Source organism: Pseudomonas sp. BRG-100, assembly GCF_000737955.1.
Taxonomy (GTDB): Bacteria; Pseudomonadota; Gammaproteobacteria; order Pseudomonadales; family Pseudomonadaceae; genus Aquipseudomonas; species Aquipseudomonas synxantha_A.
On the sequence record NZ_JPRX01000001.1, the window covers coordinates 5,118,268 to 5,143,858 of the forward strand.

General features: G+C 60.6%; 28 protein-coding genes. All 28 read left to right on the plus strand.

The features are described from left to right. Positions 1–224 precede the first annotated feature (224 nt). The gene (locus JH25_RS04725) at positions 225–1,928 is read left to right on the plus strand and encodes a flagellin N-terminal helical domain-containing protein (RefSeq protein ID WP_032880056.1); all 1,704 of its coding nucleotides are present in this window, start codon (positions 225–227) and stop codon (positions 1,926–1,928) included. 76 nt (positions 1,929–2,004) lie between these two features. Then, entirely contained in the window at positions 2,005–2,352 is a 348-nt protein-coding gene (locus JH25_RS04720) for a flagellar protein FlaG (RefSeq protein WP_032880057.1), read from the plus strand. An 83-nt stretch (positions 2,353–2,435) separates the two neighbouring features. Then, complete coding sequence (gene fliD / locus JH25_RS04715) at positions 2,436–3,803, plus strand: flagellar filament capping protein FliD (RefSeq protein ID WP_032880058.1); 1,368 nt, start codon at positions 2,436–2,438, stop codon at positions 3,801–3,803. Positions 3,804–3,931: 128 nt separating this feature from the next. Beyond that, complete coding sequence (fliS, locus tag JH25_RS04710) at positions 3,932–4,321, plus strand: flagellar export chaperone FliS (protein ID WP_005790090.1); 390 nt, start codon at positions 3,932–3,934, stop codon at positions 4,319–4,321. A 25-nt stretch (positions 4,322–4,346) separates the two neighbouring features. Then, complete coding sequence (locus JH25_RS04705) at positions 4,347–4,643, plus strand: hypothetical protein (RefSeq protein ID WP_014719354.1); 297 nt, start codon at positions 4,347–4,349, stop codon at positions 4,641–4,643. 169 nt (positions 4,644–4,812) lie between these two features. After that, positions 4,813–6,285, plus strand: coding sequence for a sigma-54 dependent transcriptional regulator (locus JH25_RS04700; RefSeq protein WP_032880059.1), 1,473 nt, complete (start codon positions 4,813–4,815; stop codon positions 6,283–6,285). Between the two features lie 110 nt (positions 6,286–6,395). Then, entirely contained in the window at positions 6,396–7,607 is a 1,212-nt protein-coding gene (locus JH25_RS04695; RefSeq protein WP_005790086.1) for a sensor histidine kinase, read from the plus strand. A gap of 7 nt (positions 7,608–7,614) precedes the next feature. Continuing rightward, positions 7,615–8,991 (plus strand): sigma-54-dependent transcriptional regulator, encoded by a 1,377-nt coding sequence (locus JH25_RS04690; RefSeq protein ID WP_032880060.1) that lies wholly within the window; start codon positions 7,615–7,617, stop codon positions 8,989–8,991. A gap of 131 nt (positions 8,992–9,122) precedes the next feature. Next, positions 9,123–9,452 carry a flagellar hook-basal body complex protein FliE gene (gene fliE / locus JH25_RS04685; RefSeq protein ID WP_005790083.1) on the plus strand — a complete coding sequence of 110 codons (330 nt, stop codon included), beginning with the start codon at positions 9,123–9,125 and terminating at the stop codon, positions 9,450–9,452. A gap of 16 nt (positions 9,453–9,468) precedes the next feature. Beyond that, positions 9,469–11,244 carry a flagellar basal-body MS-ring/collar protein FliF gene (gene fliF / locus JH25_RS04680; protein ID WP_032880061.1) on the plus strand — a complete coding sequence of 592 codons (1,776 nt, stop codon included), beginning with the start codon at positions 9,469–9,471 and terminating at the stop codon, positions 11,242–11,244. Then, a complete protein-coding gene (gene fliG, locus JH25_RS04675; protein ID WP_003192957.1) occupies positions 11,237–12,253 on the plus strand; it encodes a flagellar motor switch protein FliG in 1,017 nt (338 codons plus the stop codon). The genes fliF and fliG overlap by 8 nt, the downstream gene beginning before the upstream one ends. Positions 12,254–12,263: 10 nt before the next feature. Then, on the plus strand, positions 12,264–13,028 hold the full coding sequence (fliH, locus tag JH25_RS04670; RefSeq protein WP_032880062.1) for a flagellar assembly protein FliH: 765 nt from the start codon (positions 12,264–12,266) through the stop codon (positions 13,026–13,028). After that, on the plus strand, positions 13,018–14,376 hold the full coding sequence (gene fliI / locus JH25_RS04665) for a flagellar protein export ATPase FliI (protein ID WP_005790078.1): 1,359 nt from the start codon (positions 13,018–13,020) through the stop codon (positions 14,374–14,376). Before fliH ends, fliI begins: the two co-directional genes overlap by 11 nt. A gap of 3 nt (positions 14,377–14,379) precedes the next feature. Beyond that, positions 14,380–14,829 carry a flagellar export protein FliJ gene (fliJ, locus tag JH25_RS04660; RefSeq protein ID WP_005790077.1) on the plus strand — a complete coding sequence of 150 codons (450 nt, stop codon included), beginning with the start codon at positions 14,380–14,382 and terminating at the stop codon, positions 14,827–14,829. A gap of 185 nt (positions 14,830–15,014) precedes the next feature. Then, complete coding sequence (locus JH25_RS04655; protein WP_032880063.1) at positions 15,015–15,320, plus strand: STAS domain-containing protein; 306 nt, start codon at positions 15,015–15,017, stop codon at positions 15,318–15,320. Continuing rightward, positions 15,317–17,035: a fused response regulator/phosphatase gene (locus JH25_RS04650; RefSeq protein ID WP_032880064.1), complete on the plus strand. Its 1,719-nt coding sequence runs from the start codon at positions 15,317–15,319 to the stop codon at positions 17,033–17,035. The genes JH25_RS04655 and JH25_RS04650 overlap by 4 nt, the downstream gene beginning before the upstream one ends. Before the next feature lie 30 nt (positions 17,036–17,065). Beyond that, on the plus strand, positions 17,066–17,422 hold the full coding sequence (locus JH25_RS04645; protein WP_032880065.1) for an Hpt domain-containing protein: 357 nt from the start codon (positions 17,066–17,068) through the stop codon (positions 17,420–17,422). Between the two features lie 69 nt (positions 17,423–17,491). Beyond that, positions 17,492–18,790 (plus strand): flagellar hook-length control protein FliK, encoded by a 1,299-nt coding sequence (locus JH25_RS04640; RefSeq protein ID WP_032880066.1) that lies wholly within the window; start codon positions 17,492–17,494, stop codon positions 18,788–18,790. Between the two features lie 210 nt (positions 18,791–19,000). Further along, a complete protein-coding gene (fliL, locus tag JH25_RS04635) occupies positions 19,001–19,504 on the plus strand; it encodes a flagellar basal body-associated protein FliL (protein WP_005790069.1) in 504 nt (167 codons plus the stop codon). Between the two features lie 9 nt (positions 19,505–19,513). Next, positions 19,514–20,482, plus strand: coding sequence for a flagellar motor switch protein FliM (gene fliM / locus JH25_RS04630; protein ID WP_005790068.1), 969 nt, complete (start codon positions 19,514–19,516; stop codon positions 20,480–20,482). A 43-nt stretch (positions 20,483–20,525) separates the two neighbouring features. Beyond that, positions 20,526–20,993 (plus strand): flagellar motor switch protein FliN, encoded by a 468-nt coding sequence (fliN, locus tag JH25_RS04625; RefSeq protein WP_005790067.1) that lies wholly within the window; start codon positions 20,526–20,528, stop codon positions 20,991–20,993. A gap of 1 nt (position 20,994) precedes the next feature. Then, positions 20,995–21,429 carry a flagellar biosynthetic protein FliO gene (gene fliO / locus JH25_RS04620; RefSeq protein WP_005790065.1) on the plus strand — a complete coding sequence of 145 codons (435 nt, stop codon included), beginning with the start codon at positions 20,995–20,997 and terminating at the stop codon, positions 21,427–21,429. Then, the gene (gene fliP / locus JH25_RS04615) at positions 21,429–22,172 is read left to right on the plus strand and encodes a flagellar type III secretion system pore protein FliP (protein ID WP_005790064.1); all 744 of its coding nucleotides are present in this window, start codon (positions 21,429–21,431) and stop codon (positions 22,170–22,172) included. Before fliO ends, fliP begins: the two co-directional genes overlap by 1 nt. 4 nt (positions 22,173–22,176) lie before the next feature. Next, complete coding sequence (fliQ, locus tag JH25_RS04610; RefSeq protein WP_003192936.1) at positions 22,177–22,446, plus strand: flagellar biosynthesis protein FliQ; 270 nt, start codon at positions 22,177–22,179, stop codon at positions 22,444–22,446. 4 nt (positions 22,447–22,450) lie between these two features. Beyond that, a complete protein-coding gene (gene fliR, locus JH25_RS04605; protein WP_005790062.1) occupies positions 22,451–23,236 on the plus strand; it encodes a flagellar biosynthetic protein FliR in 786 nt (261 codons plus the stop codon). A gap of 3 nt (positions 23,237–23,239) precedes the next feature. Further along, positions 23,240–24,376: a flagellar biosynthesis protein FlhB gene (gene flhB / locus JH25_RS04600; protein ID WP_005790061.1), complete on the plus strand. Its 1,137-nt coding sequence runs from the start codon at positions 23,240–23,242 to the stop codon at positions 24,374–24,376. A 419-nt stretch (positions 24,377–24,795) separates the two neighbouring features. Then, entirely contained in the window at positions 24,796–25,020 is a 225-nt protein-coding gene (locus JH25_RS04595; RefSeq protein ID WP_032880067.1) for a hypothetical protein, read from the plus strand. 18 nt (positions 25,021–25,038) lie between these two features. After that, complete coding sequence (locus JH25_RS04590) at positions 25,039–25,242, plus strand: cold-shock protein (RefSeq protein WP_032880068.1); 204 nt, start codon at positions 25,039–25,041, stop codon at positions 25,240–25,242. The last annotated feature ends 349 nt before the right edge of the window (positions 25,243–25,591 follow it).

Below are 25,591 nucleotides of genomic sequence, written 5' to 3' on the forward strand. Positions count from 1 at the left end.
AGTCGCGGTTTTTTTTATTGGCGCCAGAAAAGCCAATGAAACCGGGCTTCTGTGCCTGCATAAGCCCTTGAAATACAAGGGCTGGCACAGGGCTACTAAAAAAAATCAAAAAAATCCTCAAGCAACCGGCTGCCACGACGATAACTATTACGTAGGTTCTCTAGGCCACACCCGGCGGTCGCCAGGGCCGGAAGCCGCAGTATCCAAACCACGAGGATTTCGTCATGGCATTATCAGTAAACACCAACATCACCTCCCTGGGTGTCCAGAAGAACCTGAACAAAGCTTCCGACGCCCTGAGCCAGTCGATGAACCGTCTGTCCTCCGGCCTGAAAATCAACAGCGCCAAAGACGACGCTGCCGGCATGCAGATCGCCAACCGTCTGAACAACCAGGTCAAAGGCCTGAACGTTGCCATCGCCAACGCCAACAACGGCGTGTCGATCGCCCAGACCGCTGAAGGCGCGATGCAAGAATCCACCAACACCCTGCAGCGTCTGCGTGAACTCGCCCTGCAAGCGTCCAACGGTGACAAAAGCGACGCTGACCGTGTTTCCCTGCAGCAGGAATTCACCGCTAAAGTGGGCGAGCTGAACCGTATCGCCAGCACCACCACCTTCGGTGGTCGTAACCTGCTCGACGGCTCGTTCAGCAACGTAGCCTTCCAGATCGGTGCCAACGCCAACGAGACTATCTCGTTCGGTATGACCGACATCAGCTCGACTGCGCTGAAGGGTAACTACAGAGAAGCTGCTGTAAACGGTACTGCTATGACTGGCCTGGCTGCTACTGCCACTGGTTCGGTTGTGACTGATAAAGCTGTTACTACGGGTACCGCTGCTGCCGGTGTTCTGGCTGGTGAAGCCATCAACATCAACGGCATCGATATTACTCTCGGTACTGCTGCTGCTGGTACCGCTGCCGCTACCTCTGCTGTCACTGCCATCAACGCACAAACTGCAACCACCGGCGTAACCGCCAGTGCCGATGCTACCGGTAAAGTCAGCCTGGTCTCCGACAAGGCTATCGTTCTGGCGGCACCGACTGCCGGTACTGACGGTCTGAGCGCTCTTGGTTTGACTGCTGGTTCTAAGGCTGTCTCCACTGACATGACCGCTGCCGGTTCGATCACTGTAAACGGCAACGCTGTAGCTTGGGGTGTCGGTGATACCAAGGCTTCCCTGCTGACCAAGCTCGAAACCGCAGCAGGTGGTACCGCCACGGGTGCTTCCGCCACTTTCGGTGCAGACGGTCGCTTCAAAGTAACTTCGGGTAACGGTGCTGACATCAAGCTGGCCAACACCTCCGCCGGTTCCCTGTCCCAACTGGGCCTGTCGGCTGGTACTACCCAAGCCAAACTGACCGCTGACACCTCCATCGATGTGAACGGTGTTGAAGTCAAGTTCAAGAAGGGTGACACCGCTGACGCGATCGTTTCTTCGATCAACAGCGCCAGCACCGGTGTTCAAGCCAGCAAAAACGCTGACGGCACCCTGAACCTGTTCGCTGACAAAGACATCACTATCAAAGACGGCAGCGCCGGCACTGGTCTGGCTGCACTGGGCCTGACCACCGTTGCTGCCGCCGGTACCAAAACCGCCGTCACTATGGAAACCAGCGTTTCCGACCTGAACATCCTGACTGCCGCTGCTTCGCAGCAGGCTACCCAGGCTCTGGACGATGCCATGCAGCAGATCGACAGCCAGCGTTCGCAGCTGGGTGCCGTACAAAACCGCTTCACCAGCACCGTGGCCAACCTGCAGAGCATTTCGCAGAACTCCTCCGCTGCCAAAGGCCGCGTAGAAGACGCTGACTTCGCTTCTGAAGCCGCTGAGCTGACCAAGCAACAAACCCTGCAACAGGCTTCCACTGCGATCCTGTCCCAGGCCAACCAACTGCCATCCGCTGTACTGAAGCTGCTTCAGTAATAGCGCTAGCGGTTAAATAACGGGAGGGTGCGTTTAACGACGTGCCCTTCCGTTTTTTCAGTTTGGAGGTGGTGACATGGACATGAGCATCAAGCTGACCTCGTCTTACCCCGCAGGCACGGCCCCGGCCAACCTTGGCGCAGTGGTGACCCAGGCCAAGCCTGTGGCCAGCAATGAGCCGATCAAGAGTGAAGAGCCTCAGCGCGTGGCGCTGGAGAAGGCTGTTACCGATATGCGTGAGTTTGTGCAGGCTTCACAGCGCAACCTGGATTTTTCCATCGATGACTCTACCGGCAAGGTAGTGGTCAAGGTGATCGCCACCGACAGTGGTGAAGTGATTCGACAGATTCCATCGGAGACCGCGCTGAAACTGGCGCAGAACCTGAGCGATGCCGGCAGCCTGTTGTTTGATAGCAAGGCTTGAGTTGGCACGAAACATGTTTCTGATTGCGGTCTAGGCGTTTAAGCGCCAAAAAAACGGCCGCCGCAGGACAAGGAGAATGAAAAATGGCTAGTTCAACGATTTCCGGCCCTGGTTCGGGCTACGACACGCAAGCTATCGTCAAGGCGTTGGTGGGGGCTGAACAAGCGCCTAAACAACAGCAGATCACCAACGAGCAGAAAACTGCCACCGTCCAGTTGTCGGCAGTTGGTTCGATCAAGACGGCGTTGGAGGCCTATCAGGCGGCGATCACCAAGTTGAATAACCCCTCCGCGTTCAATGGGCTGGCGGCAAGTTCTTCGGAAGAGAAAAACGCCAAGGTGACGTTGGGTGACGGAGCATCCAGTGGCAAGTACGTGTTGCAAGTCGATAACCTGGCAACCGCTTCAAAAGTTACCACTGCGGTGAATGCTGAGGGTGCCTCGGGCAAGGCCAACACTACAGACGAAGACCAAACGCTGACCATCAACCAGTCGGGTAAAAGCTTCGATGTGGTGATTCCAGGTGGCGCGACCCTGCAACAGGTGCGAGAGTCAATCAATACCCAGCTCTCGTCGCAGGGTATCAGTGCCAACGTATTGAGCGACTCCAATGGTGCGCGACTGGTACTGACCTCGACCAATATGGGCGAAGGCACCGACATCACCCTCAGCGGTGATTCGCAACTGGCCAGCGGGTATGACAAAGGCACGCCGCCGACCAACGCCAAGTACTCCATCGACGGCATTGCAATGTCATCCAGCAGCAACAAAATCACGTCGGCGATCAGTGGCGTCACGTTGGAGCTGTTGGACACCATTGATGTGAAAAAACCGACGACCATTACCGTGGCCAGTAACACTGACACGTTGAAAACCTCGGTACAGTCCTTCGTCAGTGCGTACAACACGCTGATGACCGCCATCAATACCCAGACCAAAGTTACTGCAACCGGTGACGCGTCGACTACCACTGCCGGTGCGTTGACCGGCGATGCATCAATGCGTCAATTGGTGAACAGCCTACGCTCCGAACTGGTCAACGGCTCCGGCGCGGGCACCATGACCAGCCTGGCCCAGATGGGTATCACCACCGATCAGAAAACCGGCCTGCTGAGCCTGGATGACAAGACGTGGGACAAGGCGGTAGTCAAAGGCGCTGGCGATATTGCCAAGCTGTTCACCGGCGACACTGGTTTGATCACGCGCATGAACAAGGCGACGAAGAGCTACGTGGGCACCACCGGCACCCTGGCAACCCGGGCGACGGATCTCAACAACAAGTTGACCGACTTGACCAAAGAGACGGCCGACCTGACACGACGTATGGACGCCTTGCAAAAATCCCTGACCGCCAAGTACACGGCCATGGACACCATGATCGCGCAGATCAACGCCAGCAGCTCCAGCATCCTGACCACCCTCAACTCGCTGAACAATCCGAAATCGAACTGATGGGCGGCGCGCTTTCAGGCCCTGATTCAGGGCCTTGGCGCATGGTTGGGAATTAAAGTTTTCGTCGCCACGGTCGAAAAACTGGTTAAGCAAACCTATTCGATTGTCGCCAGTAACGAGGTAGCAACATGAACCCGATGAGAGCCCTTCGCCAATACCAGAAGGTCAGTTCCCATGCCCAGGTCTCCGAAGCCAGCCCGCACCGCCTGGTGCAGATGCTGATGGAAGGAGGCCTTGATCGCATGGCGCAGGCCAAGGGCGCATTGAACCGTGGGGATATTGCCCAGAAAGGGCTGATGCTGGGCAAGGCGATTGAAATTATCTCTGGCCTGCGTGACGGCCTGGAGCCAGAAAAGGCCGAAGATCCGGCAGCAGTGCACCAGTTGGACGCCTTGTATGGCTATATGAGCAATCGTTTGGTCGAGGCCAACCAGGTGAATGACGCCGAGATAATCGACGAAGTCGCCCGCCTGCTGATCACCGTCAAGACCGGCTGGGATGCCATCGCTCCACAATAAGGCCGATCGCCTTGAGGGACACATCATGAGCCATGCACTGCAACGCATCGACGAAACCCGCGAAGCCCTTCTCGGCGCGCTGGCTGAGCGCAATTGGGAAGCCGTGGGCGAGTTGGACCTGGGTTGCCGCGCGGTGATTGATGAGGTGCTCAGCGAAGCGCCGGTGGACGAGGGCGCCTTGCGCGAGAAACTGGAAAGCCTGTTGGTGGTGTATCAGCAGTTGCTGGAGGTCACGACCGGCGAGCGCCAGGCGATTTTCGAAGAGATGTCGCAGATCAACCAAGCGAAAAATGCGTCAAAGGTTTACCATCTCTTCGGTTGAACGGGCGCAGTTAATCCGCACGGCGCGTCATATATTTGACTGTGCCAGCATTTTTGACTTAACTAGTGCTGTTTTCAGATTTCAGACGTCTAGTAGGTAACAAATCTTACAGGCGTCTTGATTGCCCTCATTCCGGGGCAGGAAGTTTTACTAGGGAAGTTGCTATTGCATGTGGCGTGAAACCAAAATTCTGCTGATCGATGACGATAGCGTCCGCCGCCGCGATTTAGCGGTGATTTTAAATTTTCTTGGTGAAGAAAATTTACCCTGCGGCAGCCACGATTGGCAGCAGGCGGTCAGCTCGTTGGCGTCGAGCCGTGAAGTCATCTGTGTATTGATCGGGACGGTAAACGCTCCTGGCGCAGTTCTGGGCCTGTTAAAGACACTGTCAACCTGGGATGAGTTCCTTCCGGTGTTGCTGATGGGCGATATTTCTTCTGTGGACCTGCCGGAAGACCAGCGCCGCCGCGTGCTTTCCACCCTGGAAATGCCGCCCAGCTACAGCAAATTGCTCGATTCGCTGCACCGCGCCCAGGTCTATCGCGAGATGTACGACCAGGCCCGCGAACGTGGCCGTCACCGTGAACCCAACCTGTTTCGCAGCCTCGTCGGCACCAGCCGGGCGATCCAGCACGTGCGTCAGATGATGCAGCAAGTGGCCGACACCGACGCCAGCGTGCTGATCCTCGGCGAGTCGGGCACCGGCAAGGAAGTGGTCGCACGTAACCTGCACTATCACTCCAAGCGTCGCGACGGGCCTTTTGTGCCGGTCAACTGCGGGGCGATCCCGGCAGAGCTGCTGGAAAGCGAGCTGTTCGGCCACGAGAAGGGCGCCTTTACCGGGGCGATCACCAGCCGTGCCGGGCGTTTCGAGCTGGCCAATGGCGGCACGCTGTTCCTTGACGAAATTGGCGACATGCCACTGCCGATGCAGGTCAAGTTGCTGCGTGTGTTGCAGGAGCGCACCTTCGAGCGCGTGGGCAGCAACAAGACCCAGAGCGTGGACGTGCGCATCATTGCCGCCACCCACAAGAACCTCGAAAGCATGATCGAGGTCGGCAGCTTCCGCGAAGACCTGTACTACCGCCTCAACGTATTCCCCATCGAGATGGCCCCGCTGCGCGAGCGCGTGGAAGACATCCCGTTGCTGATGAACGAGCTGATCTCGCGCATGGAGCACGAAAAACGCGGCTCCATTCGTTTCAACTCCGCTGCGATCATGTCCCTGTGCCGCCACGGCTGGCCGGGTAACGTGCGTGAGCTGGCCAACCTGGTGGAGCGCATGGCGATCATGCATCCGTACGGGGTGATCGGCGTGGTCGAGTTGCCGAAGAAATTCCGCTACGTCGATGATGAAGACGAGCAGATGGACAGCCTGCGCAGTGACATGGAAGAGCGCGTGGCCATCAACGGTCATACCCCGGACTTCGGTGCCACCGCCATGCTGCCGCCCGAAGGTCTTGACCTCAAGGACTACCTCGGCAACCTGGAACAAGGGTTGATCCAGCAGGCCCTGGACGATGCGCATGGCATCGTTGCCCGCGCCGCCGAGCGTCTGCGCATCCGCCGCACCACCCTGGTGGAGAAGATGCGCAAGTACGGTATGAGCCGCAAAGAAGGTGATGAACAGGCGGATGATTGACGCCTGTTTTTCAACTAGCTGATTTATAGGTAGATTTTTTTCGGCACGGGTATTGCTACAGCCCTCGCAACGTTCCGTTTAACTGACGGTCAGCCAAGCGAGAGAGCATCATGCCCCACGCCGCCCAACTATCTTCGGCCCCTGCCATCCAGGGGCTGGTTTCGCCTGTAGAACCGCCGACCCGCCAGGGCCTGGAACAAGCGTTCTCGCAGTTCAACCAGATGTCGAGCCAACTGACCGACTCCTACAGTCTGCTTGAGGCGCGGGTGTCCGAGCTTAAAGGCGAGCTGGCGGTGGTCAGCGCCCAGCGCATGCAAGAGCTGGCGGAAAAGGAACGCCTGGCCAACCGTCTGCAAAATCTTCTGGACCTGTTGCCCGGTGGCGTAATCGTCATCGACGACCAGGGCCGTGTGCGCGAAGCCAACCCGGCGGCCTGCGACCTGCTGGGCCTGCCGCTGGAAGGCGAGCTGTGGCGCCATGTCATCACCCGCTGCTTTGCGCCGCGAGAAGATGACGGTCACGAAGTCTCCCTCAAGGACGGACGCCGCCTGTCTATCGCCACTCGCTCCCTGGATGCCGAGCCAGGCCAATTGGTGCTGCTCAATGACCTGACGCAAACCCGTCACCTGCAAGACCAGTTGGCCCGTCATGAGCGGCTGTCGTCGTTGGGCAGGATGGTCGCCTCGTTGGCGCATCAGATCCGCACGCCCTTGTCGGCGGCGTTGATCTACGCCAGTCATTTGACTGATGAGCAATTGCCTGTAGCCACTCAGCAACGATTTGCCGGGCGCCTCAAGGAGCGCTTGCATGAATTGGAGCACCAGGTGCGCGACATGCTGGTGTTTGCCCGCGGCGAATTGCCGCTGACCGACCGTGTCACGCCTGCCGGGTTGATGCAGGCCTTGCAAGCAGCGGCGGCGACCCATGTACAGGGCGCCAACCTGCGTTGGCAATGTGATAGCCACCAAGGCGAGTTGCTGTGCAACCGCGACACCCTGGTCGGCGCCTTGCTCAACCTGATCGAAAACGCCACTCAGGCCAGCGGCCCGGATGCACGTCTCAAAGTGCACCTCTACGCCCGCGAACAAACCCTGCGCCTGTGTATCAGCGACAGCGGCAGCGGCATCGACCCCCAGGTGCTGCAACGCCTGGGCGAGCCGTTTTTTACCACCAAGACCAACGGCACTGGCCTGGGCCTGACCGTGGTCAAGGCAGTGGCACGCGCCCATCAGGGAGAATTGCAGTTGCGCTCCCGGTTGGGGCGCGGCACCTGTGCATTGATGACCTTGCCGCTGTTTTCCAGCGCGGCGAGCGCGGAGTAAAAAAATTATGGCTATCAAGGTTTTATTGGTGGAAGACGATCGCGCCCTGCGTGAAGCATTGGCTGACACGCTGCTGTTGGCGGGCCATGACTACCGGGCGGTCGGCTCTGCCGAGGAGGCCTTGGCGGCGGTCGAGCAGGAAGCCTTCAGCCTGGTGGTCAGCGATGTGAACATGCCCGGCATGGACGGCCACCAGTTGCTCGGCCTGCTGCGTGCGCGCCAGCCGCAGCTGCCGGTGCTGCTGATGACTGCCCATGGCGCCGTGGAGCGGGCGGTGGACGCCATGCGCCAGGGTGCGGCGGATTACCTGGTCAAACCGTTCGAGCCCAAGGCGTTGATCGAGCTGGTCGCCCGACATGCCCTGGGTGTGATGTCGGCGGGCGAGGGTGACGGCCCGATAGCCTTTGAACCGGCCAGCGCGCAATTGCTGGAACTGGCAGCGCGGGTGGCGCGCAGTGATTCCACTGTGCTGATTTCCGGCGAATCCGGCACCGGTAAAGAAGTGTTGGCACGCTACATCCACCAGCAGTCCAGCCGTGCCCAGCAACCGTTCATTGCGATCAACTGTGCGGCGATCCCCGACAACATGCTCGAAGCGACGTTGTTCGGCCATGAAAAGGGCTCGTTCACCGGCGCCATCGCGGCCCAGGCCGGCAAGTTCGAACAGGCCGACGGCGGCACCATCCTGCTCGACGAAATCTCGGAAATGCCCCTGGGCCTGCAAGCCAAGTTGCTGCGTGTGTTGCAGGAGCGTGAAGTGGAGCGCGTGGGGGCACGCAAGCCGATCCAGCTGGATATCCGCGTGGTTGCCACCACCAACCGCGATCTGGCGGGCGAAGTGGCAGCGGGGCGCTTCCGTGAAGACCTGTTCTACCGGCTGTCGGTGTTCCCGCTGGCCTGGCGCCCTTTGCGCGAGCGCCCGGCGGATATCATCCCCTTGGCTGAGCGCCTGCTGAACAACCACGTCAAAAAAATGAAGCATGCCCAGGCGCGGTTATCGCCGCAGGCTCAGGCGTGCCTGGTCAGCTATCCGTGGCCGGGCAACGTGCGCGAGCTGGACAATGCCATCCAGCGCGCGCTGATTTTGCAGCAGGGCGGGTTGATCCAGCCCCAGGATTTTTGCCTGGCCATGGGCAATGGTGCTGCGCCGTTGCCCAGCCTGGCGCCAGCGCCGGTGGTTGCCGAGGCAGAATCGGCCGGTGCCCTGGGCGATGACCTGCGCCGCCGTGAATTCCAGATGATCATCGACACCTTGCGCGCCGAGCGTGGCCGCCGCAAAGAAGCGGCCGAGCGCCTCGGCATCAGCCCGCGCACCTTGCGCTACAAGCTGGCGCAGATGCGCGATGCTGGTATGGATGTGGAAGCTTATCTTTTCGCCACATGACCGGTAACAAGTTCTACAAGCTTTGTCGCCTTTTCTTACGAGTTGCTCCAGAGCTGGCACCCTTGTTGCTACCACCCCTAGTAACCGCTGCGTAGTGTCAAAAAATTGCGGGTCGTCGGAGAGAGAAGGTCATGAGCCAGGGTATTGAGTTCAATCGGTTGATGTTGGATATGCGCGCCATGCAAATGGATGCCATGGCTCAACCGAAATCCGTCGCGCCAGCGCCGGAATTGGGCCAAAGCAGTTTTGCCGACATGCTCGGTCAGGCAATCAATAAAGTCAGTGATACCCAACAGGCCTCCAGCCAGTTGGCAACGGCGTTCGAGATCGGTAAAAGCGGCGTGGACCTCACCGATGTGATGGTCGCCTCGCAAAAGGCCAGTGTGTCCTTCCAGGCCTTGACTCAAGTGCGTAACAAGCTGGTTCAGGCTTATCAAGACATCATGCAGATGCCGGTTTAAGGACGAGATTTAAGTCATGGCAGAAGCACTCTCCGACAACCTCCCCGCCAAGGCAGACGGCAAGCCGCCGTTGTTTGGCCTGTCGTTCCTGGAAAACCTCTCGCAAATGACCATGCTGCGTCAGGTGGGCCTGATGGTCGGCCTGGCGGCCAGCGTGGCGATTGGTTTTGCCGTGGTGTTGTGGTCGCAACAACCCGATTACCGCCCACTGTACGGCAGCCTGTCGGGCATGGATTCCAAGCAGATCATGGAAACCCTCGCCGCTGCCGACATCGCTTACACCGTGGAGCCCAACTCCGGCGCCTTGCTGGTCAAGTCTGATGACGTGGCCCGTGCACGGATGAAACTGGCCGCCGCTGGTGTCGCGCCGTCCGACAGCAATATCGGTTTCGAGATTCTCGACAAGGACCAGGGCCTGGGCACCAGCCAGTTCATGGAAGCCACCCGTTATCGCCGTGGCCTGGAAGGCGAACTGGCGCGCACCATCTCCAGCCTGAATAACGTCAAGGGTGCCCGTGTGCACCTGGCGATTCCGAAAAGCTCGGTGTTCGTGCGTGATGAACGCAAACCCAGCGCTTCGGTACTGGTCGAACTGTTTGCCGGCCGCTCCCTGGAGCCTGGCCAGGTGCTGGCGATCGTCAACCTGGTGGCCACCAGCGTTCCCGAATTGAGCAAGTCGCAAATCACCGTGGTCGATCAGAAGGGCAACCTGCTCTCCGACATGGCCGAAAACTCCGCGCTGACCCAGGCCGGCAAGCAATTCGACTACAGCCGCCGCATGGAAAGCATGCTCACCCAGCGCGTGCACAACATCCTGCAACCGGTGCTGGGCAACGACCGCTACAAGGCTGAAGTGTCCGCCGACGTAGACTTCAGCGCTGTCGAATCGACCTCAGAGCAGTTCAACCCTGACCAGCCGGCCCTGCGCAGCGAGCAGTCCACCAGCGAGCAGCGCACCGCCGCCAATGGCCCGCAAGGTGTGCCGGGGGCCTTGAGCAACCAGCCACCGTCGGCCGCCTCGGCACCGCAGACCACTGGCGGCGCCGCTGCCACTGCTGGCGCGATCCAGCCTGGCCAGCCGCTGCTGGATGCCAACGGCCAGCAGATCATGGACCCGGCCACCGGCCAGCCGATGCTCGCACCGTACCCGGCGGACAAGCGTAACCAGTCCACCAAGAACTTCGAACTCGATCGCTCTATCAGCCACACCAAGCAGCAACAGGGCAAGATCAATCGCCTGTCGGTGTCGGTGGTGGTCGATGACCAGGTCAAGGTCAACCCAGCCGATGGCGCCGTGACCCGTGCGCCCTGGACCGCCGACGAATTGGCGCGCTTCACCCGCCTGGTACAGGACGCCGTCGGTTTCGACGCCAGCCGTGGCGACAGCGTCAGTGTGATCAACATGCCGTTCTCCGCCGAGCGCGCTGAAGTGATCAGCGACCCTGCGTTCTACACCCAGCCGTGGTTCTGGGACATCGTCAAGCAAGTGCTGGGGGTGTTGTTCATCCTGGTGCTGGTGTTCGGCGTGCTGCGCCCGGTGCTCAACAACATCACCGGCGGCGGCAAGAAACAGCTTGCGCTCGCAGGTGGCGACGTCGAGTTGGGTGGCATGGGCGGCCTGGATGGCGAACTGGCCAACGACCGCGTCAGCCTTGGCGGCCCGCAAAGCATCCTGTTGCCAAGCCCGAGCGAAGGCTATGACGCTCAGTTGAACGCAATCAAGAGTCTGGTGGCAGAAGACCCGGGCCGTGTGGCCCAGGTCGTGAAAGAGTGGATTAACGCTGATGAATGATCGAGCCGCTGTGGCCAAGCTCTCCCGGGTCGACAAAGCCGCCGTGTTGCTGCTGTCCCTGGGTGAAACCGACGCTGCCCAAGTGCTGCGCCACATGGGCCCCAAAGAGGTCCAGCGTGTCGGCGTGGCGATGGCGCAGATGCGCAACGTGCACCGCGAGCAAGTCGAGCAGGTGATGAGCGAGTTCGTCGAGATCGTCGGCGACCAGACCAGCCTGGGCGTCGGCTCCGACAGCTACATTCGCAAGATGCTCACCTCGGCGCTGGGCGAAGACAAGGCCAACGGCCTGATCGACCGCATCCTGCTGGGCGGCAACACCAGCGGCCTGGACAGCCTCAAGTGGATGGAACCACGTGCGGTCGCCGACGTGATCCGCTACGAACACCCGCAGATCCAGGCGATCGTTGTGGCTTACCTGGACCCGGACCAGGCCGGTGAAGTGCTTGGCCACTTCGACCACAAAGTGCGCCTGGACATCATCCTGCGCGTGTCGTCGCTCAACACCGTACAACCGGCGGCCCTCAAGGAACTCAACACGATTCTGGAGAAGCAGTTCTCCGGCAACTCGAATGCCTCGCGCACCACCCTGGGTGGCATCAAGCGCGCGGCCGACATCATGAACTTCCTCGACAGCTCGGTCGAAGGCCAGTTGATGGACTCGATCCGCGAGATCGACGACACCCTGTCCGGTCAGATCGAAGACCTGATGTTCGTCTTCAACAACCTTGCCGATGTCGACGACCGTGGCATCCAGGCGCTGTTGCGTGAAGTCTCCTCCGACGTGTTGGTGCTGGCCCTCAAGGGCTCGGACGAAAACGTCAAAGAGAAAATCTTCAAGAACATGTCCAAGCGCGCATCCGAACTGTTGCGTGACGACCTGGAAGCCAAGGGCCCGGTGCGCGTCAGCGATGTGGAAACCGCGCAGAAGGAAATCCTCACCATTGCCCGCCGTATGGCCGAAGCCGGAGAAATCGTTCTCGGCGGGAAGGGCGGCGAAGAAATGATCTAAGGCGCCTTGCATGTCGAACAAAGATGAGACGCCCAGCGATCTGATTCGCGCGCGGGATGTCGGCGGGTTCGACATCTGGTCGTTGCCCAGCTTCGACCCCCATGTGCCGGAGCCCGAGCCTGAGCCGGTCGAAGAGCTTCCGGTGGAAATGGAAGAAGTGCCGCTGGATGAAGTCCAGCCACTGACCCTCGAAGAGCTTGAAGCCATCCGCCAGGAAGCCTACAACGAAGGCTTTGCGGCGGGTGAGAAAGACGGTTTTCGCAGCACCACCCTCAAGGTCCGCCAGGAAGCCGAGGCAGCGCTGGGCACCCAGCTGGCCAGCCTGGAACGCCTGATGGGCAACCTGTTCGACCCGATTGCCGAGCAGGACACCCAACTGGAAAAATCCATGGTCGACCTGGTGCAGCACATTGCCCGCCAGGTGATCCAGCGTGAACTGGTGCTGGACTCCAGCCAGATCGAAAGCGTGATGCGTGAAGCTCTCAAGTTGCTGCCCCTGGGCGTCGGCAATGTGCGGCTGTACATCAACCCCCAGGATTTCGAGCAGGTCAAAGCCTTGCGCGAGCGCCATGAAGAAACCTGGCGCATCGTCGAGGACGCTTCGTTGCAACCCGGTGGGTGCCGTGTCGAAACCGAACACAGCCGCATCGATGCCACGGTGGAAACCCGCATCAGCCAGATCATGGCCAAATTGTTGGATCAACTGCATGAGCAAGCCCTGCATCCGGCAGCGCCTGACGTGAGCGTTGACCTGGACGCTCCCGATGCGCCTTGATCGCACCAGCTTTGCCAAGCGCCTGAGCAGCTACGCCGAGGCAACCGAATTGCCCGGCCAGCCGATCCTTGAAGGGCGCTTGTTGCGCATGGTTGGCCTGACCCTTGAAGCCGAGGGCTTGCGCGCCGCCATGGGCAGCCGCTGCCTGGTGATCAATGACGACAGCTACCACCCGGTGCAGGTCGAAGCCGAGGTGATGGGTTTTTCCGGCAACAAGATTTTCCTGATGCCGGTGGGCAGCCTGGCCGGTATTGCCCCGGGTGCTCGCGTGGTGCCGCTGGCCGACACGGGCCGCCTGCCCATGGGCATGAGTATGCTCGGCCGCGTACTCGACGGCGCCGGGCGTGCGCTGGATGGCAAGGGCGGCATGAAGGCCGAAGACTGGGTGCCGATGGACGGCCCCACCATCAATCCGCTCAACCGCAATCCCATCAGCGTGCCGCTGGACGTGGGCATTCGCAGCATCAACGGTTTATTGACGGTCGGCCGCGGCCAGCGCCTGGGCCTGTTCGCCGGTACCGGCGTGGGTAAGTCGGTGTTGCTGGGCATGATGACGCGCTTTACCGAGGCCGACATCATCGTGGTCGGGCTGATCGGTGAGCGGGGCCGTGAGGTCAAGGAGTTCATTGAGCACAGTCTCGGTGAAGAAGGGCTCAAGCGCTCGGTGGTGGTAGCGTCGCCTGCGGACGATGCGCCACTGATGCGCCTGCGCGCAGCCATGTACTGCACACGCATCGCCGAGTATTTCCGTGACAAGGGCAAGAATGTGCTGCTGCTGATGGATTCGCTCACGCGTTTCGCCCAGGCCCAGCGGGAAATCGCCTTGGCCATTGGTGAGCCACCGGCCACCAAAGGCTATCCGCCGTCGGTGTTCGCCAAACTGCCCAAGCTGGTGGAGCGCGCCGGTAATGCCGAGGCCGGCGGTGGTTCGATCACTGCGTTTTATACCGTGTTGTCCGAAGGCGACGACCAGCAAGATCCGATTGCCGACTCGGCGCGGGGCGTGCTCGACGGCCACATTGTGCTGTCGCGACGCCTGGCAGAAGAAGGGCACTACCCGGCCATCGACATCGAAGCGTCCATCAGCCGGGTGATGCCGGCGGTGGTCACCCCTGAGCATATGGCCCGTGCGCAGCAGTTCAAGCAACTGTGGTCGCGTTACCAGCAGAGCCGCGACCTGATCAGCGTCGGGGCCTATGTGGCCGGCGGCGATCGCGACACCGACCTGGCCATTGCCTTGCAACCACAGCTGGTGAACTACCTGCGCCAGGGCCTCAATGACAAGATCAGCATGGGCGAAAGCGAAGCGCATCTGCAGTCCATCTTCGCCCCCGCGCCAGGCGGTTAAGCCATGGCCAACAGCCGCGCCGCGCGCCTGGCCCCGGTGGTGGAAATGGCCGAAAAGGCCGAGAAAACCGCCGTGCAACGCCTGGGTTACTTTCAAGGCCAGGTGCGCCTGGCAGAGAGCAAGCTGGGCGACCTGGAGCGCTTTCGCCTGGAATACCAACAACAGTGGATCGAGCGCGGCAGCAAGGGCGTGTCGGGCCAGTGGTTGATGGGGTATCAGGGCTTTCTCAATCAGCTTGAAACAGCCGTCGGCCAGCAGCGCCAGAGCCTGGCCTGGCACCAGAACAACCTCGATAAAGCCCGGGAAAGCTGGCAGCAGGCGTTTGCCCGCGTGGAAGGTTTGCGCAAGCTGGTGCAGCGCTATATCGACGAAGCGCGGGCGATTGAAGATAAGCGCGAGCAAAAGCTGCTTGATGAATTGTCCCAACGCCTGCCCCGCCAGGAACAATTCTAACTAACGACGCAGGGGAAATGTGGGAGGGGGCTTGCTCCCGATAGCGGTGTGTCAGCCAGCAAATCCATTGCTGACACATCGCTATCGGGAGCAAGCCCCCTCCCACATTTGATTCGATGTGTTGCTCAGATCCGGTTCGCCTGCTAAACCTTGTTGCACAGTGCCAATGACAAGGAAGCAGTCACATGTCAATCGAGTCCGATGTATCCCTGGATGGGAAGAAGTTGACGATCGCAATCAAGGGCCGGTTCGATTTCGGCAGCCACCAAGACTTTCGCAATGTCTACGAGCATGTTTACCCCAAGCCGGAGACTGTTGTGGTGGACTTGAGGGGGACCACCTACATGGACAGTTCGGCCCTGGGCATGCTCTTGTTGCTGCGTGACCACACGGGTGGCGATACGTCCGATATTCGCGTGGTTAATAGCAACCCCGACGTGCGCAAGATCCTCGCCATTTCCAACTTCGACAAACTGTTCGATATCAGTTGAGCGCCTTGGCCCCGGTCCTTGAGGCGCTGACTATCCTGATCGCCGAAGACAGCGCCGCCGATCGGCTGTTGCTGTCGACCATCATCCGCCGCCAGGGCCATCAGGTGCTGACTGCCAGCAACGGTGCCGAGGCGGTGGAGATCTTCCGTCATGAGCGCCCGCAACTGGTGCTGATGGATGCGCTGATGCCGGTGATGGACGGCTTTGAAGCCGCCCGGCAGATCAAGCAGTTGGCGGGGGAGGCGCTGGTGCCGATCATCTTCCTCACCTCCCTGCGCGAAAGCGAAGCGCTGGCCCAATGCCTGGACGCCGGCGGCGATGACTTCTTGCCCAAACCTTACAACCCCCTGATATTGGCAGCGAAGATCAACGCCATGGATCGCCTGCGCCGCCTGCAGGCCACGGTCTTGCAACAACGCGACCTGATCGCCAGGCACCACGAGCACCTGATGCATGAGCAGCGGGCAGCCAAGGCGGTGTTCGACAAGGTTGCCCACTCCGGCTGTATCAATGCCGCACCCAATATCCGCTACCTGCAATCGCCCTATGCCTTGTTCAACGGTGATTTGCTGCTGGCGGCCTACACGCCGTCCGGTGACATGCACGTGCTGCTCGGCGATTTCACCGGCCATGGCTTGCCGGCCGCCATTGGCGCCATGCCGTTGGCCGAAGTGTTCTACGGCATGACTGCCAAGGGCTACGGCCTTACGCAGACCTTGCGGGAGATGAACGCCAAGCTCAAGCGCATCCTGCCGGTGGACATGTTCTGTTGCGCCACCTTGTTGTGCCTGAGCGCCCAGCGGCGTGCGGTCGAGGTGTGGAACGGCGGTATGCCCGAAGGCTATGTGCATGAAGTCGCCACTGGCAAGCGCACGCCGCTGATGTCGCGGCATCTGCCCCTGGGCGTGCTGTCGGCGGAAAGCTTTGATGACAGCACCGAGGTCTGGCCCATGGCCTTGGGCGACCGGGTGTTTCTGCTCTCCGATGGCGTGCTGGATACGGCTGACGCCAATGATCAACTGTTCGGCGCCGAGCGGTTGCAACAGGTGTTCGCTGCCAACCGCGAGCCTGACCGCCTGTTTGAGGATATCGAGCACGCCCTGGCTACGTTTCGGGGGCTGGCGCGCGATGACGTCAGCATGGTCGAGATCACTCTGCTCTCCGGCCAGGCGCTGCGAGTGGCCGAGCCGATGTATGCCGACAGCGGCCAGTCGTGCCCGCTGGATTGGTCGGTGGGTTTCGAGTTTCGCGCCCAGACGCTGCAGCGCTACAACCCGCTGCCGTACCTGCTGCAACTGCTGCTGGAGATCCATGGGTTGCGCGAGCAGAGCGGCGCGCTGTACAGCGTGATGGCGGAGTTGTATTCCAATGCCCTGGAACATGGTGTGCTGGGCCTGGACTCACGGCTCAAGCGCGATGCGCAAGGTTTTGCGCAGTATTATCATCAGCGCAATGAGCGTCTGGCGCAGCTGAGCAGTGGCTACGTGCGCGTGGATGTGCAGGTGGTACCGACCGACAAGGGCGGCAAGATGACCCTGTGCATCGAAGACAGCGGGCCGGGTTTTGATGTCGAACAGGAGCTGGCGCGGCCCTTGGAAGTTGACCGTCTGTCTGGCCGAGGGCTGAACCTGGTGCGTCAACTGAGCAGCGCTGTACGCTGGTCCGAGGGCGGGCGCCGTGTCTGCGTGGAGTTTTGCTGGGAAGCTCTGGCATAATCCGCTGATTCTTGATCAAGGAGCGAGCAAGTGGCTGAGATTCATCTGGACCCCGACGTGTTGTCGGGTTTGCAGGACGTCATGGAGGGTGAGTATCCCAAACTGCTCGACACCTTCCTCGATGACTCGCAAAAGCGCATCGAAGCGCTGCGCGACGCGCGCGACGATGCCAAGGCATTGGGACAGATTGCGCACAGTTTCAAAGGCAGCAGTGGCCACCTTGGGGCGGTGCGGCTGGCGCAGCTGTGTCAGCGCCTGGAGGCTGAGTCCGTCAAGCCATCATCGGATCTGGGCGAATTGGTTGACCAGATCGATCATGAGTTCGCGTTGGTCCGGCCGCTGTATGAGTCGGAGCGCCAACGTTCAGTTTCTGAATCATCGCGCTAAACCTGGCCCGACTCTTGCTCTATCTCCACAGACTGCATCCCCGACCCCATGCAGTGGAGAACCTTACCCATGCCAGTCGCCCCCAATTCGCTCCTTCAGGCTGCCCCTGCGGCCAAGCCGTCAGCGCCTGCCGCTAACCCGCCGGTAGCGGTTGCGGCCCCGCGAGACAAGGGCGCAGGCTTTGCTCAAGTGTTTGCCAGCCAGGGCTCCAAGCCGACGCTGAAGGGCGACGACACCCCCAATAAGGTCACGCGTGACAAGCCTTCCGATACCGGCGCCAAACCGGTTGCCGGCAGCGACAAGCCTGCCGCCAGCAAGCCGGCGGTTGCCGATAGCGGCAATCCCTTGCCTGCCAAGCCGTCGGCCAAGCCCGATGACAGCGCCGGCACCGAGGGCGATAAACCCAGCGATCCAGTTCTGGCGCAGTCACCTACGGTAGACCCTGTTGTCGACCCTGCGGTAATCGCCGCCGCGACGCCGGTGGCGGTGCCTGTACAAGTGTCGGCGGTTGACGAGGACGCCAAGGCCCAGCCGGTGGTCGCCGTGGTCGAGGAGGCCTTCGACCCGCAGGCTGATCCCCTGGATGCGATGCCGGCCGTACGCCTGGCGATGGAGCAGGGCGGTCATGTGTCGGCCAGCAGCCAGACGCCGCAGAAAAGCGCAGCCGCTCCTACGGATCAACCGACCGCCGCGCAGAGCTTTGCCGCTGGCCTGGCCACGATGGTCGACCAGCAAGCCACCAAGGACAGCACCGACCAGGGTGGCGACAAGGCGTTTGGCGCGTTGATCGATGACGGCCTCAAGGACCTCAAGAACGCCAGCAGCGACACCCGCGTGGACGATTTCGCCAACCGCCTCGCCGCGCTGACCCAGGCCGCCACGCCCAAAACCGCCAACGCCTTGCCGCCGGTTGCCAATGCACCGCTGGCCATGCACCAGAGCGGCTGGACCGAAGAGGTCGTCAACCGCGTGATGTACCTCTCCAGCGCCAACCTCAAGTCGGCCGAGATCCAGTTGCAGCCGGCCGAGCTTGGGCGTCTGGATATCAAGGTCAACATGACGGCGGACCAGCAGGCCCAGGTCAATTTCATGAGCGGCCATGCGGTGGTGCGTGAAGCGCTGGAAAGCCAGTCTGGCCGCTTGCGTGAGATGTTTGCCCAGCAGGGGATGGGGCAGGTGGATGTGAATGTGTCCGACCAGTCCCGTGGGCAGGACCAGCAGCAACAGCAGGGCCAGGCGCGGGGGGTGAGCGGCAGCGGCAGGCGTGCTGACAGCGGCGACGCTGGTGGCCCTGTGGACGTGGCCGAAGTGGCGGGGCCCGTGAGCCAGAGCGTGATCGGCTCCAGCGCGGTCGACTACTACGCCTGACTTCCTGTCCAAACCCGGTCAGTGTGGGAGCTGGCTTGCCTGCGATGGCGGTGTATCAGTGACACATATGTGAACTGACCCACCGCCATCGCAGGCAAGCCAGCTCCCACATTTGATTTGGGTTGCCTTCGCGCCAGACAACTCTGGCATAACACTTGCTCTTGCCTTCCCGTAGATCTATGAATCCCCGAATAGTGACGGATTATTGGCATGGCGAAGAGCGACGACGCAGCAACTCCCCCCGCAGCAGGCAAAGGCAAGCTCAAGCTGATCCTGTTGATTGTGCTGGGCCTGCTTTTGGCTATCGGTGCCTCGATTGGCGGCACCTGGTACATCATGCACAGCAGTGCAAGCAAGCCGGCACCCGCCGCCGATGCCGCCACCAACGTCAAGCAACCGGCAATCTTCGAGCAGATGCTCCCGGCGTTTGTTGCCAATTACAACGTCAACGGTCGCCAGCGCTACCTGCAAGTGAGCATTACCTTGCTGGCGCGCAACCAGGCGGACCTGGATGCCCTCAAGGTGCATATGCCGGTGATCCGCAACAACCTGGTGATGCTGTTCTCCGGGCAGGCCTTCGACAGCCTGGCCACCCCGGTCGGCCAGGAAATGCTACGCCAGAAGGTCACTGCCAGCGTGCAGGAAGTGGCCCAGAAAGAACTCGGCAAAGTCGTGGTCGAGCAGGCGCTCTTCACTAACTTCGTATTGCAGTAGGATCACGACATGGCCGTGCAAGACCTGCTGTCCCAGGATGAAATCGACGCGCTGTTGCACGGCGTGGACGATGGTCTGGTACAGACCGAAATGGCTGCCGAACCCGGCAGCGTCAAAAGTTATGACCTGACCAGCCAGGATCGCATCGTCCGTGGACGTATGCCGACCCTGGAAATGATCAATGAACGTTTCGCCCGCTACACCCGTATCAGCATGTTCAACATGCTGCGCCGTTCGGCGGACGTGGCGGTGGGCGGCGTGCAGGTGATGAAGTTCGGTGAATACGTGCACTCGCTGTACGTGCCCACCAGCCTCAACCTGGTCAAGATCAAGCCGCTGCGCGGCACCGCGCTGTTCATCCTCGACGCCAAACTGGTGTTCAAGCTGGTGGACAACTTCTTCGGCGGCGACGGCCGTCACGCCAAGATCGAAGGGCGTGAATTCACCCCCACCGAACTGCGTGTCGTGCGCATGGTGCTGGAGCAAGCCTTCATCGACTTGAAGGAAGCCTGGCAGGCGATCATGGAAGTCAATTTCGAGTACATCAATTCGGAAGTGAACCCGGCCATGGCCAACATCGTCGGCCCCAGCGAGGCGATTGTGGTGTCGACCTTCCACATCGAACTCGATGGCGGTGGCGGTGACCTGCACGTGACCATGCCGTACTCGATGATCGAGCCGGTGCGCGAAATGCTCGACGCCGGTTTCCAGTCCGACCTCGACGATCAGGACGAGCGCTGGGTCAAGGCCCTGCGCGAAGACCTGCTGGATGTCGACGTGCCCCTGAGCGCCACCGTGGCCCGTCGGCAGTTGCGCCTGCGCGATATTTTGCACATGCAGCCCGGGGATGTGATCCCTGTCGACCTGCCGGAAGAACTGATCATGCGCGCCAATGGCGTGCCGTCGTTCAAGGTCAAGCTCGGTTCCCACAAAGGCAACCTGGCGTTGCAAGTGGTTGAGCCGATCAACCGACGCTGATTCAACCCTAATTCATGATTGTTTGCTGCGCCGAGGACATGTAATGGCTACCGAACACGAAAACACTTCCGCCGAAGACCAGGCCCTGGCTGACGAGTGGGCCGCGGCCCTGGAAGAAACCGGCGATGTTGGCCAGGACGACATCGACGCACTGCTGGCCGCCGACGCCGCCACTGCGCCTGCCGGCAAGCGCCTGCCGATGGAAGAATTTGGCAGCGTGCCGAAGAACAACGAGCCGGTGACCCTCGACGGTCCGAACCTGGATGTGATTCTTGACATCCCCGTGTCGATTTCCATGGAAGTGGGCAGCACCGAAATCAATATCCGCAACCTGCTGCAACTCAACCAAGGCTCGGTGATCGAGTTGGACCGCCTGGCCGGTGAGCCACTGGACGTGCTGGTCAACGGCACGCTGATCGCCCACGGCGAAGTGGTGGTGGTCAATGAGAAGTTCGGCATCCGCCTGACGGACGTGATCAGCCCGAGCGAACGCATCAAGAAGTTGCGCTGAGATGAAGTACTCGATGGCGGGACTGTTGCTGGCGCTGCCATTGAGCGCCTGGGCGGTGGAGCCGGTCGCGCAAGCGGCTGCGGCACCGGTGGTCGGCAGCGTCGGCGGGCAATTGACGCAGCTGGTGCTGGGCCTGTTGCTGGTGATCGGCTTGATCTTTGTGCTGGCCTGGCTGATGCGCCGCGTACAGCGCATCGGCCCGGGCAATGGCCAGGTGATCGAGCTGGTCGGTTCGCGCGCCCTCGGCCCGCGTGATCGGCTGGTGCTGGTGCAAGTCGGCGAGGAGCAGATCCTGCTTGGCATCACCCCCGGACGCATCACCCCGCTGCATGTACTCAAGACTCCGGTGGACGCGGCCAAGACCGAGACCGCCACGCCAGAATTCGCCCAGCGCCTGATGGAGTTGCTGGGCAAGGATCAGAAGGATAAGAAGTAATGCGCGTTTTGCTGACGCTCATGCTGTTGCTGGCCGCGCCGCTGGCCCTGGGCGCCGACCCGTTGTCGATCCCGGCGATCACCCTGGGCACCAACGCGGCCGGCGCGCAGGAATATTCGGTCAGTTTGCAGATCCTGCTGATCATGACCGCGCTGAGTTTTATCCCGGCGTTCGTGATGTTGATGACCAGCTTTACGCGGATCATCATCGTGTTCTCGATCCTGCGCCAGGCCCTGGGCCTGCAACAGACGCCGTCGAACCAGATCCTCACCGGCATGGCCTTGTTCCTGACGCTGTTCATCATGGCGCCGGTGTTCGACAAGGTGAACCAGCAAGCCCTGCAACCTTACCTCGCGGAAAAACTCAACGCCCAGGACGCCATCGACAAAGCCCAGGGCCCGATCAAGGACTTCATGTTGTCGCAAACCCGCTCCAGCGACCTTGAGCTGTTCATGCGCCTGTCCAAGCGTACTGACATCGCCACTCCGGACCAGGCACCCTTGACCATTCTGGTGCCGGCGTTCGTCACCTCCGAATTGAAGACCGCGTTTCAGATCGGCTTCATGATCTTTATCCCGTTTTTGATCATCGACCTGGTGGTGGCGAGCGTGCTGATGGCCATGGGTATGATGATGCTGTCGCCGTTGATCATCTCGTTACCGTTCAAGATCATGCTGTTTGTGCTGGTGGACGGCTGGGCGCTGATTATTGGCACCCTGGCCGGCAGTTTCGGAGGGGTATAGGGCCATGACCCCAGAAGTCGCCGTCGACCTGTTCCGCGAAGCGCTGTGGCTGACCACCCTGATGGTCGCCGTGCTGGTGGTGCCGAGCCTGTTGGTCGGCCTGCTGGTGGCGATGTTCCAGGCGGCCACCCAGATCAACGAACAAACCCTGAGCTTTCTGCCGCGCCTGTTGGTGATGCTGGTGACCCTGATCGTCGCCGGCCCGTGGCTGGTGCAAACCTTCATGGAATACATCCTGCAGTTGTACGGCAGTATTCCGCAGTTGATCGGCTGAGCCGATGCAGTCCTTGCTGGCGTTGACCGACACCCAGATCAGCACCTGGGTGGCCTCGTTTATCCTGCCGTTGTTCCGCGTCACGGCGATGTTGATGGCCATGCCGGTGTTCGGCACCACCCTGGTTCCGCGTCGCGTGCGTTTGTACTTTGCCGTGGCGATCACCGTGGTGATTGTGCCGGGCCTGCCACCGATGCCGCCGGTCAACGCGCTGGACCTCAGCGCCTTGCTGTTGATCGCCGAACAGATCCTGATCGGCGCCATGCTCGGGTTTTCCCTGACCCTGTTTTTCCAGGCTTTCGTGGTGGCCGGGCAAATCATCTCGATCCAGATGGGCATGGGTTTCGCCTCCATGGTCGACCCCACCAACGGCGTGTCGGCGGCAGTGATCGGGCAATTTCTGACCATGCTGGTGACCTTGCTGTTCCTGGCCATGAACGGACACCTGGTGGCGTTCGAGGTGCTGACCGAGAGTTTCACCACCTTGCCGGTGGGCGCAGGCTTGGTGGTCAACCACTTCTGGGAACTGGTGGGGCGCCTCGGTTGGGTACTCGGCGCGGCGCTGTTGCTGGTGTTGCCGGCGATCACGGCGCTGCTGGTGGTCAATATCGCGTTTGGCGTGATGACCCGTGCGGCGCCGCAACTGAACATCTTCTCGATTGGTTTCCCGCTGACCCTGGTGTTGGGCATGGGGATTTTCTGGGTCGGCCTGGCCGACATTCTCAATCAGTATCAACCGCTGGCCACCGATGCCCTGCAGTTCTTACGTGATCTGGCACGGGCGCGCTGAGCCATGGCCGAAAGCGAGAGTGGTCAGGACAAAACAGAAGACCCCACGGAGAAACGTAAAAAGGACTCCAGGGAAAAGGGCGAGATTGCACGCTCCAAAGAGCTCAACACCTTTGCCACCATGATCGCCGGTGCCGGTGCCTTGCTGATCTACGGCGGGGGCCTGGCGCTGGACTTGCTGGAGATGATGAAACACAACTTCAGCTTGCCGCGCGAAGTGTTGCTCAACCCCGACGCCATGGGCCAGTACCTGCTGCACTCAGGCAAAATCGCCCTATTGGCGGTGCAACCGATCTTGATCACCTTGCTGCTCGCCGCGCTGATCGGCCCCGTTGCCCTCGGCGGCTGGTTGTTTGCCGCGGGCAGCATGGCGCCCAAGTTCAGCCGCATGAACCCGGGCGCTGGGCTCAAGCGCATGTTCTCCGCCAAGGCCCTGATTGAATTGCTCAAGGCCCTGGCCAAGTTTTTCCTGATTCTGTTCGTGGCGTTGGCGGTGTTGTCCTCCGACATCGACGACTTGTTGCGTATCGCCCATGAGCCGCTGGAGTCGGCGATCATCCACAGCGTGCAGGTGGTGGGCTGGAGCGCGCTGTGGATGGCCCTCGGGCTGATCCTGATCGCCGCCGTGGATGCGCCGATCCAGCTGTGGGAAAGCCACAAGAAACTGCTGATGACCAAGCAGGAAGTGCGTGACGAACACAAGGACCAGGAAGGCCGGCCCGAGGTCAAGCAACGCATTCGCCAGCTGCAGCGCGAAATGTCCCAGCGCAAGATGATGGCTTCGGTACCCGACGCCGACGTGATCATCACCAACCCGACCCACTACGCCGTGGCCCTCAAGTACGACCCGGAGAAGGGTGGCGCACCGATGCTGTTGGCCAAGGGCAGCGACTTCACCGCCCTGAAAATCCGCGAAATCGCCGTGGCCAACGACATTCTGCTGCTGGAATCGCCGGCGCTGGCGCGCTCGATTTTCTATTCCACCGACCTCGACCAGGAAATCCCTGCCGGGTTGTACCTGGCCGTTGCACAGGTACTGGCCTACGTTTACCAAATCCGCCAATACCGCGCCGGCAAGGGCAAGCGGCCTGATCCGCTCAAGGATTTGCCGATACCACCGGATTTGCGTCGCGACACCTGATTCTTCTCTGACCTGTCAACTTTGACAGTAGCCATTACGCCGCCTTCACTGTTTGATACAGCTATGAGGCGCGCAGCCATGCGCGGCTCGGGAGGCGGTGATGGATAGGGGCACGGTCAGGTGGTTCGATGCGGTCAAGGGCATTGGTTTTATTGCTCGGGATCGCGATGGCAATGCGGTTGCCGTCCAATCGACGAATGTCAAATGCGCCGAACCCCCGCAAGCGCCTGCCGAGCAGCGCAAACCCCGCAAACGCAAAAAGTCAGGGGATGCATGATCCGCAACATTGCCATGCCTACACTCACTGGAAGCCCGCGTCTACCTGTCAACTTTGACAGTAGCCAAAGGGCGTTGCCCGCTGTTTTATTACCCTCCATGCACTGCGCGTATGTAGTAAACGAGATGCAGGGAGAGCGGTTGTGAAGGTGGTTACGGGTACGGTCAGGTATTACGTCTGGCTCAGAGGCGATTGGTTGATCAAGCCAGATGGCGGGGGAGAGGATGTGTTTATCAATGGCAGAGACTGGCGTTGCACTGCGCTGTGGTTTGGCAAGCGCATGGAGTTCCAAATGGTCCATCGACCCGAGGGTATTTATGCGTTGCCCGTCAAACTGTGCAACCCAGGTGAACCGGGTCTCAAGTGAAGTGTAGGGAGAATGGCAATGGCAACTGGCACGGTGAAGTGGTTTAACGCGGAGAAGGGGTTTGGTTTTATTACCCAAGATGATGGAGGGCCCGATGTGTTTGCCCATTACTCGGCAATTGCGACGGCTGGGTACAAAAGCCTGGAGGAGAATCAAAAAGTAGAGTTTGACATCACGCAAGGTCCAAAAGGCCCACAGGCTGAGAATATACGGCCAGTTTAGAAACTGAATCACAGGTGGGAGCTGGCTTGCCTGCGATGGCTGACTCACAGCCAATATCCCAGTGGCTGACACACCGCAATCGCAGGCAAGCCAGCTCCCACCCTTGTCCGTATTATCCGCTGCTTGCTTTGCCCGCCACTGTGGCGCCAAGGTGCAGGCGATCAGCCAGTAATTGCGCCAGTTCGATCAACTGCGCAACGCCAGTGGTGTACGGAGACTAGAGAGCCGGTTTCCTAGGGGCAACCCCAAATCCTTGTCAGAAATTTCCTCGATAGCCCCGGCTGTACACAGATCAAATGTGGGAGGGGGCTTGCTCCCGATAGCGGTGAATCAGCCAAACATCAGTGCC